The sequence below is a fragment of the Granulicella sp. 5B5 genome, from assembly GCF_014083945.1.
GTDB lineage: Bacteria > Acidobacteriota > Terriglobia > Terriglobales > Acidobacteriaceae > Granulicella.
In genome coordinates this window covers 70248-82826 of sequence record NZ_CP046444.1, presented here as the reverse complement: position 1 = coordinate 82826, position 12579 = coordinate 70248, and the positions used below count along the sequence as shown (strand labels likewise).

11 protein-coding genes and 1 riboswitch are annotated in these 12579 nt (G+C 55.0%); all 11 genes read left to right on the top strand.

Annotated elements, in window-relative coordinates; all coding sequences use genetic code 11:
* Positions 1–8: 8 nt before the first annotated feature.
* The 11 genes from cobU (at position 9) to GOB94_RS00250 (ending at position 12562) form a co-directional block, all read left to right on the top strand.
* The gene (cobU, locus tag GOB94_RS00300; protein ID WP_255484110.1) at positions 9–572 is read left to right on the top strand and encodes a bifunctional adenosylcobinamide kinase/adenosylcobinamide-phosphate guanylyltransferase; all 564 of its coding nucleotides are present in this window, start codon (positions 9–11) and stop codon (positions 570–572) included.
* Positions 569–1957 carry a cobyrinate a,c-diamide synthase gene (locus tag GOB94_RS00295; RefSeq protein WP_182276987.1) on the top strand — a complete coding sequence of 463 codons (1389 nt, stop codon included), beginning with the start codon at positions 569–571 and terminating at the stop codon, positions 1955–1957. The genes cobU and GOB94_RS00295 overlap by 4 nt, the downstream gene beginning before the upstream one ends.
* A 48-nt stretch (positions 1958–2005) precedes the next feature.
* A riboswitch (cobalamin riboswitch) is annotated at positions 2006–2206 on the top strand.
* Between the two features lie 9 nt (positions 2207–2215).
* Positions 2216–4762, top strand: a complete 2547-nt coding sequence (locus tag GOB94_RS00290) for a TonB-dependent receptor (protein WP_182276986.1) — start codon at positions 2216–2218, stop codon at positions 4760–4762.
* A gap of 66 nt (positions 4763–4828) precedes the next feature.
* The gene (gene cobT / locus GOB94_RS00285; RefSeq protein ID WP_182276985.1) at positions 4829–5905 is read left to right on the top strand and encodes a nicotinate-nucleotide--dimethylbenzimidazole phosphoribosyltransferase; all 1077 of its coding nucleotides are present in this window, start codon (positions 4829–4831) and stop codon (positions 5903–5905) included.
* 47 nt (positions 5906–5952) lie between these two features.
* The gene (gene cobS, locus GOB94_RS00280; RefSeq protein ID WP_255484109.1) at positions 5953–6681 is read left to right on the top strand and encodes an adenosylcobinamide-GDP ribazoletransferase; all 729 of its coding nucleotides are present in this window, start codon (positions 5953–5955) and stop codon (positions 6679–6681) included.
* A 184-nt stretch (positions 6682–6865) separates the two neighbouring features.
* Positions 6866–7687, top strand: a complete 822-nt coding sequence (locus tag GOB94_RS00275; RefSeq protein ID WP_182276983.1) for a hypothetical protein — start codon at positions 6866–6868, stop codon at positions 7685–7687.
* Entirely contained in the window at positions 7684–8259 is a 576-nt protein-coding gene (locus GOB94_RS00270; protein WP_182276982.1) for a cob(I)yrinic acid a,c-diamide adenosyltransferase, read from the top strand. Before GOB94_RS00275 ends, GOB94_RS00270 begins: the two co-directional genes overlap by 4 nt.
* Positions 8241–8927 carry a 5,6-dimethylbenzimidazole synthase gene (bluB, locus tag GOB94_RS00265; protein ID WP_182276981.1) on the top strand — a complete coding sequence of 229 codons (687 nt, stop codon included), beginning with the start codon at positions 8241–8243 and terminating at the stop codon, positions 8925–8927. The genes GOB94_RS00270 and bluB overlap by 19 nt, the downstream gene beginning before the upstream one ends.
* Positions 8924–10501: a cobyric acid synthase gene (locus tag GOB94_RS00260; RefSeq protein ID WP_182276980.1), complete on the top strand. Its 1578-nt coding sequence runs from the start codon at positions 8924–8926 to the stop codon at positions 10499–10501. Before bluB ends, GOB94_RS00260 begins: the two co-directional genes overlap by 4 nt.
* Positions 10498–11469, top strand: coding sequence for an adenosylcobinamide-phosphate synthase CbiB (gene cbiB / locus GOB94_RS00255; RefSeq protein ID WP_182276979.1), 972 nt, complete (start codon positions 10498–10500; stop codon positions 11467–11469). The genes GOB94_RS00260 and cbiB overlap by 4 nt, the downstream gene beginning before the upstream one ends.
* A 1-nt stretch (position 11470) precedes the next feature.
* Entirely contained in the window at positions 11471–12562 is a 1092-nt protein-coding gene (locus tag GOB94_RS00250) for an aminotransferase class I/II-fold pyridoxal phosphate-dependent enzyme (RefSeq protein WP_182276978.1), read from the top strand.
* Positions 12563–12579: the final 17 nt, after the last annotated feature.

Sequence of the window (12579 nt, the reverse complement as noted above, 5' to 3'; positions counted from 1 at the left end):
GAGGAAGCGTGCAGCAATCCAACCCGGCAGTAGTAACTCTGGTACTCGGCGGTGTACGCAGCGGCAAGAGCCGCTACGCGCACCAGATAGCGGAGCGGGCTGCGCGCGTGACGTTTATTGCGACCGCAGAACACCGTGATGATGTTGAGATGCAAGCAAAGATCGAACGGCACCGAGCCGAACGCCCCAAGAGTTGGGCAACCATCGAAGAGCCGATCGCATTATCACAGGCGATCCAGGAGGCAAGCAAAAGCTCCGACGTCATCCTCATCGACTGTCTGACACTTTTTGCGGCCAATCTTCTTGAAGTTTGTAGCGGCAATGTTGCACAACTTCAATCTCATGTCGATCAACTCTGCTCCGCGCTTGATTCAGCACCCTGTTCAATCATCCTGGTATCAAACGAAGTGGGGAGTGGCGTAGTTCCTGCCTATGAACTAGGGCGAAAGTTCCGAGACCTTGTTGGTGAAATCAATCAACGCGTCACTTCGATATCTGACACGGTCGTCTTGATGGTCGCTGGCCTTCCTCTTGCTATCAAAGGCTCTCTTCCCGCGGAGGCCCAACCATGAAGGGTTTTCTCGTCGCCGGGACTGCGAGCGGAGTGGGCAAGACTACCGTTACGCTCGCGCTTATTGCGGCCATGCGGCGGCGCGGTTTGATCGTTCAACCGTTCAAAGGCGGCCCCGACTTCCTGGATACGGGACATCTGACTCGTATGGCTGGCCGAGCAGCACGGAATCTCGATACATGGATGCTCCCTCTATCTGCCAATAAGGCTGTGCTACGCGAAGCGTCCAAAGGGGCTGACGTCTTCGTTGTGGAAGGCATGATGGGCCTCTTCGATGGGAAAGATGGCGTTACGAAGACCGGCAGCAGTGCGGAGATCGCCAAGCTTCTGCAGTTGCCAGTCGTCCTCGTGCTCGATGCGGCAAAGAGTGCTCGCAGCATCGCTGCTGTCGTTTTGGGGTTCGAGCAGTTCGATCCTAAGCTACCGCTGGCAGGAGTGATTCTCAATCGAGCCGCCAGTGAACGACACTTCAAGATGCTGAAGTCGGCAATTACGTCTTCCTGCAAGACGCCCGTTCTCGGCTGGCTGCCTCATGATGCGTCGATCGCCATTCCGGAGAGACATCTCGGGCTACAAGCGGCAGAGGAATCCAGCGACGATAACCTCGGGCGACAAACAGATACGCTGGCATGCTTAGCAGAGAACAGCCTGAATTTGGACGCCCTTTTGTCTCTTCCGTGCGGCTTTGATTTCGGAGAAACATCACTCGTCATCCCTGAAACAGGCATGCCTGCGGTCCGCATCGGCGTAGCACGAGATCAGGCGTTCAGCTTTTACTACGAAGACAACCTCGATCTCCTGCGCAAACACGGTGCAGAGATCGTGCCATTCAGCCCCATCGCGGACCTTGAGCTTCCTGAAGGACTCGACGCGCTCTATCTCGGAGGCGGCTACCCGGAGGTTTACGCCGAACAACTCAGCGGCAACCGATCAATGCTCCATTCAATGAGGCAGTTCGCTGCCTCGGATCGTCCCATCTATGCCGAATGCGGTGGAATGATTTATCTTTCGCGGCAGCTTACAAACTTGAATGGTAGTTCTTATGGCATGGCAGGTATTCTTCCCTTTTCAAGCGAGATGACTGGCAAGCTCGAAAAATTTGGCTATGTGACGGTCAACCTGACGCATGACTGCGTGCTCGGCGCATCCGGCACCGTGCTGCGAGGCCATAGCTTTCATTACTCACGCATCGCCGAGATGCCCAATCTGCCAACCAGCTATCGAGTGAGGTATTCCCTCTCGGACCAACAAGAAGAGGAGGGATATCGCTTTGGCAATGTTCTTGTCAGCTATATTCATTTCCATTTCCGAACAGCACCGCACATCGCACAGAGGTTCGTGGAGCTCACTAGGCTCCTGAAATCGGAGGAGTTCACAACTGCATGATATTGGCCGATGTCTGAAGACAGACGTCGTTCAACAGCTTTTTCTTTTAGTCGAGGACACCTTCTCGGCTTCACAACCGCAATCAACAGCAGGGTGTCGGGAAGCGCGGTGAAACTCCGCCACTACCCCGTAACTGTAAGCGCTGAGGGACATGCAGGAACGTCAACGCCACTGGAGTAAAACTCTGGGAAGGCAGCATGGATCGATGAAGCGCAAGCCAGGATACCGGCCCAGCTGCAACCAATCCCGAGGGGGAAGATGAAACTCGCAGCAAGCCCATCAAGTGCTCAGGTCCGTGCCGTCAATTCCGCAACAGCAGGATGCTTTATCCATTTGGCGTTCACATTCGTTTTCGCAATTGCTGTCATTACTCCAACTCTGTCAGCACAGCAACAACAGACGTTACATGGAAGGGTGCAAGATCCACTCGGCGCACTTATAGCCGGCGCTTCTGTCGACCTCTTACGTGACGAACATGCTGTCGCCAGCTCGAAATCCGGCACTGACGGCACCTTTCAGTTTGCGATACCGGCCCCAGGGCGTTACCGCGTCCGTGTCGCTGCCGCTTCCTTTGAACCGATCACTACATCTGCAGTCTACGTCAACGGCTCTGGCACGCCCGATTTAGACATTACTCTCGCTACCCAGACTCTTACGCAACAAGTAACCGTGACGGCAAGTGGAACCCCAATGCCTGAAGCGCAGACAGGTGCATCCGTAACGGTTCTCCCATTGGATGACTACCGTTACATGCCGGAAGTGCAAACTCCTCTCCGCCTCAGTCCTGGCTTACAGGTCACGCAGACTGGCCAGATGGGCGGCACCTCGAGTCTTTCAATACGCGGCGGAAGCACCGACGCCAACAAGGTCCTCATCGATGGCGTCCCAGTGAATGCCATCGGAGGTGGTGTTGAGTTCGCAAACATCGCGTCTGTAGGCATCGACTCCATCGAAGTACTGCGTGAACCCAACAGCGCTCTCTATGGCTCCGATGCTCTCGCTGGGGTCGTAAGTATGCGTTCCACGCGTGGCTCAACTCCACTTCCAATGTTCACTTATTCCGGCGATGCCGGAAACTTCCATACATATCGCAATGAAGTTACCGCGGGCACAGTTTTTCACCAGTTCGATCTCTACTCCGCCTTTGCCCGTATCGATACCGACAACAACCTTCCGAATAGCGAGTTCCACAACGCAACCTACGCTGGTAACTTCGGCTGGACACCGAACCCGATCAACGATCTTCGCTTCACCGTCCGTCACACCGCCGTCTCGGGTGGCCAGCCCAACGCCATCGCGCTCTACGGCGTTCCCGATGATAGCAAGCAGCAGGAGCAGGACAATTACTATAGTGCCGTCTGGAATGGTCAAACGACACAGCGCTGGCACAATCAAATCCGTTATGGAGGCACACGCCAGAACGGCGAATATCTCGACCCGGCGGCCGCAGGTATCCCTGATGATTTCGGCAACACTGACGGAGTTCTTGTCACTATCAAGGGAGCCAACGGATACAGTGTCACCGGCCATGCTCTCTTTTACACACCTTATAGCCCTGTTCCTTCCACCTATCTCGAAACTACGCACCGAAACTTTGTTTACTCTCAGACCGATTTCAGTGTCAGCCCTCACCTGCTGGTCCTCGGCGGTTTCAAGTTCGAGAATGAAAGTGGGCTGAACGGATACGCAGGAAACCTTTATGGAATGCCCAGCAGCATTCAGCGCGGCAACTATAGCTACACCATCCAGACCTCAGGCGAATTTCAGAGCCGCCTCTTCTACAACCTCGGCACTGGGCTCGAAGACAATGGCCTCTTCGGCTTCGCTGACACTCCGCGCGTCTCGCTCGCCTACTATCTCGCTAGGCCTTCCTCCGGTATTTTTTTCAGTGGGACCAAACTACATGGCACCTTCGGCAAAGGCATCAAGGAACCCAGCATCTTCCAACAGGCCGACTCGCTCTATGGAACGCTTGCACCCCTGCCTAATGGCAGCCAGCTCATCGAGCAGTACCATGTCATGCCGGTTGGTGCCGAAAATTCCCGTACATACGATGGCGGTTTGGATCAGGAGATCCTCAGAGGAAGAGCCCGCCTCGGGATCACCTACTTCCACGATGAGTTCACTAACGGCGTTGAGTACGTTTCACAGGCTGGCTTGCTTGAGCTTGGTATCCACGCCGGAAATCTTCCTGCCTTTGCTGGAGGGGGCGCCTACATCAATTCGCTAGCATTCCGGTCAGAGGGCCTAGAGTTCGAATCCGAGTACAGGATAGGAAACCATCTTTTCGCTCGTGCAGGGTACACCTATACCGACGCCAGGGTGCAACACTCGTTGGACAGCGATAATCTGGGGTGCGCCCCCCCCAGTAACATCTCCGGATGCACGTTCAACAGTGCCTTCAACTTCAGTGACATTCCCATTGGGGCCGATTCTCCACTAGTTGGCGCACGCCCTTTCCGTGTCGCTCCACACACTGGTTACTTCGGCCTAAATTACTCTCGCTCGAAGGCCTATGTCTCTTTTACCGGGACACTCGTCAGCAAACGTGACGACAGCGACTTCCTCACAGACTCCAACTTTGGCAACAGCCTTCTGCTGCCCAATCGGAATCTGCTCGGCTCATACGAGCGGCTTGAACTTGGCGGAGGCTACCAAGTCACATCTCGCCTCAATATCTATGCCAACGCGCAAAATTTGCTGAGCGAACATTATTACGAGGCATTCGGATTTCCGTCGCTGCCCATGACCTTCCAGACCGGAATAAAAGTGAACTTCGGCGGGGAGAATTGGAAACTTAACTAGGTTATTCCCCGTGTCCCCTTCGGAAGGCAGGATGAAGGGGAAGCGCTCAACGTAGTAGAGGTCTTTATGAATATCCAAAGCGTTCAACAGATTACACAAATCGCACGAGAGATCGAGCCATCCAGCGAAGCCTGGCGACGGAAAGCGCGAGCTCGTCTCGACACGCTCACGAAGCCGCTGGGCAGTCTGGGGCGTCTTGAAGATCTTGCATATCAGATCGTCTCTATCCGTCAGGAGAGCTTTGTTGAACCGATAAGCAAGAGCGTCTACGTCTTTGCTGCGGATCATGGCATTACGACAGACGGCGTCAGCGCATACCCTAAGGAAGTTACCTATCAGATGGTCCTGAACTTCCTCCATCAAAGTGCGGCGGTGAATGTGCTGGCCCGTCTGCATCATGCTGAACTCCACGTTGTCGATGTTGGAGTTGACGCTGATTTCGACGGCGTTCCCGGCCTGCTTCACCACAAGGTCGCAAGAGGTACGCAAAACATGCGGCACGGACCAGCGATGACCGAGGAGCAAATGAACAGGGCTATCTTGGTCGGTATGGAGATGGCCCTCCAGGCGGTTTCGGCCGGAAAGACGATGATTGCGATCGGTGAGATGGGAATAGGCAACACAACCTCCGCGAGTGCAATCACGTGTGCCCTCACCGGCGCAGCTCCCGCAAAGGCCACCGGCCACGGAACAGGCGTAACAGCCGAAGCTCATGCGCACAAAGTTGCGATAGTAGAGGCCGTCGGCCAAAAACATTTCGCGGCGTCCCCTGGCGCATACCCATTCGATATCTTGCGTTGCGTTGGCGGACTGGAAATCGCCGCGATGGTCGGAATGGTCCTGGCAGCAGCTCGCCACAAACGTGTCGTCGTTGTGGACGGGTTTATTTCTACAGCCGCAGCCGCCCTCGCGGTCGCAATATCCCCGACCGCTCAGGAATACCTCATTGCCGGACATCAATCGGAGGAGCCGGGGCATAGACTGCTACTCGATCACATGAAACTAACCCCCGTTTTATCCTTGAACATGCGCTTGGGAGAAGGTACAGGGGCTGTGCTGGCGATGCCGGTTCTCGAATCCGCCGTTGCACTTTATTGTCAGATGGCCACATTCGACTCGGCGGGGGTCAGCGAAGCATCTTGACCCTCGCAACTCATCTACGCAGTGGCTGGTCCGACTTGCTTTCGGCCATGCAGTTCTTGACGCGCATTCCTATGCCGTCACGGTCATACGAAGCCGGCTCCCTCTCGCGGTCCGTAAAGTTCTTTCCACTCGTCGGCCTGATCGTGGGAGGCGGTGCTGCACTCCTGCATTTTTTCCTCGCGCCTCATCTTCCCAGAGTGGTTACCGCATTTGTCGTCCTTGTTTACCTTGTTCTGGTAACAGGCGGTCTACATGAAGACGGCCTGGCCGACGCCGCAGATGGATTCGGCGGTGGTACAAGTCGGGAGAAAGTCCTCCTCATTTTGCGCGATAGCCGCATCGGGAGCTATGGCGGAATAGCCCTCGTGTTCAGTCTTCTGGGACGCCTGATTTTGATTGCATCTTTACCGCTGTCTCTTGTTCTGTACTACCTGCTGGCAGCCAACGTCCTCTGTCGTTGGACGGTTCTTCCGTTGAGCTATTTCCTTCCTTCAGCACGGGAACAACAGGCTTCCGAACCCGATGGGCAGGGCGCACGAATCGCGCGCCAAATATCAATAGTCGCACTCATCGGAGGAACGGTATTCAGTTTCGCAATCTCGGCCGCATTTCTAAAAGTCTTTGCAATCGGTCCTATTTTGAGCGCCATCCTTATGACTTGGTTAACGGGTGCCTATTACAACAGGCGGATCGGTGGCGTCACAGGCGATTGTTTTGGAGCGACAATTCAACTTGCGGAGATTGGCATATATCTCTGTGGCGCATGGATATTATGAGAGGACTGATCTTCATACCCCTCGCAGAGGGTAAACGACTCGTCGTCTCCACCCATGGTGGCGTCATGCGGCTCGTCCCTCGCAATCTTCTGGGCCATACGGAAGAACAAACATCGGAGATCATCAACGCATACTGCTCTTTCTTTATATATACGGAGACGGCGGCTTCTTCGGAGGTGCCCCGATGAGCCTAAATCTGGTCCGCATTCGAGAACTCGCCGGATGGGGATTCGATAACTACGAATATCGTCCCGATGCCCTTACGCGAGCCAAATCGGCACGAGCGACGAGTATCCTCGCCAAGTCTTCGCCATACAAGTCAGTGGATGTCGTTCTTGGCCCAGAGACCGAAACTCTGAGCGAGATGTTCGCACCACACGCGCAGCGGGCGGATCTTCTCATGGAGATGTCAGGCTTGTCATGGTCGTTTGGCGTAGTCGATTTGCGATCTCTCATCGCCTTTCAACGCAGATTGTCCTTCAATGCGAAGATTGCTCAACCCGTAGTGCCCGCAGTATGCGAGTGGACTTCCCTGTTCGCCCTTTCCTTTGGTCCGGCAAATCCAGTCGAGCACGAGGCTACCCACAATCGATCAACAAATACCCTCATCCTGCAGTCGAACAATCCAAATCTGCACCTTCGCGTGACAAACAATCCAGCATGTCCTGTGAGTGTTCATGCGGGAAGCCCCTTCTTTGAAGTGGCCAACTTTCGCGACCGATGGTTTCTGCGCGACGGCTATCACCGCGCCCATGCTCTTCTAAAGGCAAACGTATTTGCGGTTCCCGCAGTCATCGTCAAGGCTGAAACAATTGAAGAACTCGGTGCTGACCGGCCGTGGTTCTATCCCGAGGATGTCCTGCTGTCGAACAACCCGCCACTAGTTGTCGACTTTCTCAATGAAGATTTTGTCGTTGAATATCACCGCCCTCCACTCATCAAAACAGTAAGGATCAAGATGGAAGAGACTCTCACACCAGCAACCCACATAGGAGAACAATCATGAGCATTGCAACCAAACGCGGTGACGGAGGCCAGACCGGCCTTGCAGGCGGCATTCGCATTTCCAAGGCGGATCTCCGCGTCGAGTCATACGGCTCGATCGACGAGTTGAACGCTGTACTCGGTTTCGCGAGAAGCATCTGCGAAAATAAGGAAATCGTGGACTGGACAGAGACCATTCAGCGAACTCTCTTCCGCGTTGGGTCGGCACTCGCTACCCCACCGGAGAGTAAGAAACAGCCCCCTGTTATCACAATGGACGATATCGATACGCTCACCGATCTGGTTCACCGGATCGAAGCGATGGAAGGTATCCTTTCCGATTGGTCACTCCCTGGTGCTCATACGCAATCTGCCGCCTTTGAAGTGGCCCGAACCGTATGCCGGCGTGCGGAACGTGCAGCCGTCAGGTTTGTCGAAAGCGGCGGGGTTGTGCAACCAACCATTCTTCCCTATCTCAACCGTCTCTCCGATGTCATCTGGCTTTTTGGTCGCCTCATTGAGTTCAACGCCGGAGTTGAATCTCGTCTCCGGCCCGAAACCAAAGGCGGCCCTAAATGGTCGAGGGCCTGGTGATGCCAGAATATCTGGCCTTCAATGAGGCCGACCGAGCTGCGGTTTATCGTGTCATGGGTGCGCGGCGGGATGTTCGTCGAGGCTTTATTGATCGTCCGTTGCCAGACGACGTGCTCCAGCGACTGCTTGCCGCAGCACACTCCGCCCCCTCAGTCGGCCTCATGCAGCCTTCACGCTTCATTGTGATTCGCGATCTCGCTATACGCACAGCCGTCCATCAGATATTCACAGAGGCGAACCAAAAGGCTGCCGAAACCTATCAGGGAGAACAGCGAGAACAGTATGACACCCTCAAACTGGAAGGCATTCTTGAAGCACCACAGAGTCTCTGCGTCGTCTGCGACACACAGAACAAACGCGGTCACAAGCTAGGAAGGCACACTATGCCCGAGACGGCCGCATATTCTACGGTCTGTGCAATCCAGAATCTATGGCTTGCAGCTAGAACTGAAGGTATCGGTGTCGGGTGGGTGAGTATCCTCGACCCGGTTCGGTTACGCACATTGCTCCACATTCCAGATCACATACTGCTAATTGCCTATCTCTGCCTGGGTTTTGTGGATCACTTCGCAGCCGAGCCCGAACTGGAGCGCGCTGGGTGGGAGAAGAGAGTTCCTGTACAGACTGCCGTCTGTTATGACCTATACAACGAGGACAACAAATCGTGAGAACCCACGCCATCATGGTTCTCGGAACGAGCTCGCACGTCGGCAAATCTCTGCTGACCGCAGCGCTTTGCCGCATCTTCGCACAACATGGCTATCGAGTCGCACCCTTCAAGTCCCAGAACATGTCGCTCAACTCCGCGGTCACGCCCGATGGTCTCGAAATCGGGCGCGCACAGGCGCTTCAAGCTGAAGCCGCCGGCATTCTGCCATCGGTTCATATGAACCCGATCCTTCTCAAGCCCGGTGGCGACATGACTTCGCAAATCATCGTACGTGGCAAGATCTGGGGCAAACTCTCGGCCTCGGAGTACTACCTTCGTCGTGTGAATGAGCTATTGCCGACTGTCTGCGAGAGCTACGAAATACTTGCAGCGCAGAATGACGTCATTGTCCTTGAAGGCGCAGGATCTCCTGCTGAGATCAATCTCAAAGAACACGACATCGTTAACATGCGCATGGCAGGGATCGCCGATGCCGCTTGCCTGCTCCTCGGCGATATCGATCGTGGAGGAGTCTTCGGTTCTCTCCTCGGCACCTTCGAACTTCTTGACCCACACGAGCGGGATCGCATTGCCGGCTTTCTCATCAACAAATTTCGAGGCGATGTCCAGCTTCTGGAGCCGGGTATCCGAATGATCGAAGAGCGTCTTGGTAAACCATGCCTCGGAGTTGTGCCGTATCTGCCGGGGCTTTCGCTCGATGAAGAGGACAGTCTGGGTATGCCCTCCTTCGATTCGGAGCACAGTGCAGCGTGGAGCATCAGCAGTAATCCGTCACGACCATTGCGCATCGCCGTGATCGCGCTACCCTCGTTCTCCAATTTCACGGACTTTGACGCACTGCGAGCCGAACCTTCCGTCTTCATTCGTTTCTGCAGGAACCCAGAGGAATTAGTACATGCGGACGTCATCATCATTCCAGGCAGCAAGCAGACCGCTCACGATCTGGCATGGATGCACTCCCTGGGTCTAGGCAAACGAATCGTCGACCACGCGTGCAAAGGCCTCGTGGTAGGCATCTGTGGAGGCATGCAGATGCTTGGAAATGAAATACACGACCCTCATGAAATGGAGCACGCTGCATCTATACCCGGCTTGGGGCTTCTTGCGATCCAAACAACGATGCAGCCGCAAAAGATAACGAGAATCAGTTCTGGATATCTTGTCGCACGGTCTCTCTTCGGTCAGCCCATCTCAAACTTACAGATAGCGGGCTACGAGATTCACGTCGGCGATACGACTTATCTCAAAGGCGCAAAACCTTTCGCGAACCTTTCAACAGAATCTGGCGATGGCACCTTTCTCGACGGTTGCATCGCGCACGACAACCGTACTTTCGGCACCTATCTGCATGGGCTATTTGATGACGACATCTTCAGGCACGCTTTCCTCAATGCTGCGCGAGCCTTCTATCGATTAGAAGCACTCCATCAACGTAACTATTGGAAAAAGCAGCGCGAAGCATCGCTGGATCGCCTCACGGAAGCTGTCCGCACAGCGATCGATATTCCGCACCTCTTCAGGCTGGTGAACCTTCCCTGCAATTCGCAGTCTCACACGGAGAGGCAGCCTTGAATCGCACCATTCTTCTCCCCACCGCGTACCTGATCGACCAACTGGCCGGCGACCCTGAATGGCTCCCGCACCCTGTACGTCTCATTGGCAACGCTATCTCCAGCGGCGAATCCCGAATTCGTCGCCCTGGTCAATCGAGTAGCTTCGAACTACTCGCAGGTGCGGGACTCACGCTTGCTGTTGTCGGATCGAGCTACTGGATCACCGCAACCACTATTCGATTGGCGCACCGTCGTTCCGCCGTGCTGGGGAGCACTGTTGAAGTCGCTCTTGCATGGACCTGCCTTGCGGCCCGCAATCTTGAACAGGAGGCGACGGCAGTGATTACCTCGCTACACACTGGCGACCTGCCTCACGCAAGAGGCCGCCTGGCACGGATCGTGGGACGTGACACTGAGACTCTCGATAGCCAGGGGGTTAGCAGGGCTGTTATCGAGACGGTTGCGGAAAGTTCCTCCGACGGCATCATGGCACCCCTGTTTTATATGGCACTCGGCGGCGTACCGCTCGCAATGGCTTATAAAGCGGTCAACACGCTCGATTCCATGATCGGACACGCTGACGACCAATACTTCTACTTCGGCAAAACTGCGGCGCGGCTAGATGATGTCGGCAATTACCTACCCTCGCGTATATCTGCTCTCGCCATCGCCGTCGCGGCGAAACTACTGAGCCACGCTGACCCGCAGACTGCATGGCGGACATGGCGACGCGATGGATCGAAACACAAGAGCCCAAACGCAGGTCAGCCGGAAAGTGCTATGGCCGGGGCGTTACACGTTGCGTTGGGTGGTGACAACACCTATGCCGGAGAGCTGGTTAGGGCACAACCTATCGGTGCAGAGTTCCCTCAACCTTCAGCCGACAAAGCAAGACAGGCCATTCGTCTTGTTTCGGTTGCGTCGCTCATCGGCCTGAGTGTTGGCGTCTTGCTGACCTGTGTGCCCCGCTCAAGGAAACAAAACTGACATGGCCAACCCAGAAGCATATCCCTTACATGGGGGACAACTGCGGCAGATTGCTGAACGCTTTCGTATCTGCGTCACTGAACTATTGGACTTCAGCGCAAACATCAACCCGGATGGGCCTCCGTCTTCGGTCTTATCAGCCTTAAGGACCAGTCTAGACGATTCATCGACGTTGATGGAATACCCCGACCTACAAGAAACCGATCTCAGACTGGCGCTCGCCTGCTATGCAGGCACAAATCAGCAGAATATAGCCGTGGCCAACGGGTTCGTCCCACTTCTCGAAGCGACGTTGCGCGCACTGAAGGTTCGCTCTTGCCTGCTTCCCGTTCCCTCTTTCGTCGAATATCGTAAAATCCTCGAACGTGCAGGAGTCGCGGTCGTTCCTCACGTGCTCAGTATCTACACGCCTTTCCACTACGACCCGGCACCGATGCTGGTCGGCCAGTGGGATAGTGTACTTCTGGCAAATCCTCAGAACCCCTCTGGCGTATGCCACGATGCCGCATCCATTCACGATGTGATCACGAATGCTTCGGCAAAGAACATGCATGTTTTTCTCGATGAAGCCTTCATCGACTACGTGCCTGAACACTCCCTCACCGCGATGGTAGAGGAATTTCAAAACCTTATTATCTTTCGTTCCGTTACAAAGTTTTATGGAATCCCCGGTCTGCGTGTAGCCTACACGATAGCCAATCCCAAACTTGCAAGTGCGGTCAATGATAACCTCCCACCTTGGTCCATTACAACACTTGCATCCCGCGCCGTAATCGCCGCGGTCAAAGATGAGACGTACGCTCGCTGTTCCAGATCGAAAAACGCGGCGCGGCGAACCGCTCTGCAAGCTAATCTTGGGTCATCCGGACTTAGACTCTATCCCTCAGCTGCGAACTTCGTCCTCTTCAGCCTTCCAGCACAGATCGATCCCGACGCGTTCTGGGAGTACATGATCCGGGAGCATCGCATCGTCCTACGTTCCTGCGCGAGCTACGAAGGGCTTGCAAAAGGACATTTCCGCGCAGCGATACGGACACAGAGCGAGAACGAAAAACTCGCAACCGCAGTAGCGAAAGCCCTCTCTTATCTCTAAGCAGTCCGGAGGGTTCC

Coding starts and splice junctions, on each gene's coding strand:
- GOB94_RS00295 (WP_182276987.1), top strand. CDS start 569: ATGAAGGGTTTTCTCGTCGCCGGGACTGCGAGCGGAGTGGGCAAGACT.
- GOB94_RS00290 (WP_182276986.1), top strand. CDS start 2,216: ATGAAACTCGCAGCAAGCCCATCAAGTGCTCAGGTCCGTGCCGTCAAT.
- cobT (WP_182276985.1), top strand. CDS start 4,829: ATGAATATCCAAAGCGTTCAACAGATTACACAAATCGCACGAGAGATC.
- cobS (WP_255484109.1), top strand. CDS start 5,953: ATGCAGTTCTTGACGCGCATTCCTATGCCGTCACGGTCATACGAAGCC.
- GOB94_RS00275 (WP_182276983.1), top strand. CDS start 6,866: ATGAGCCTAAATCTGGTCCGCATTCGAGAACTCGCCGGATGGGGATTC.
- GOB94_RS00270 (WP_182276982.1), top strand. CDS start 7,684: ATGAGCATTGCAACCAAACGCGGTGACGGAGGCCAGACCGGCCTTGCA.
- bluB (WP_182276981.1), top strand. CDS start 8,241: ATGGTCGAGGGCCTGGTGATGCCAGAATATCTGGCCTTCAATGAGGCC.
- GOB94_RS00250 (WP_182276978.1), top strand. CDS start 11,471: ATGGCCAACCCAGAAGCATATCCCTTACATGGGGGACAACTGCGGCAG.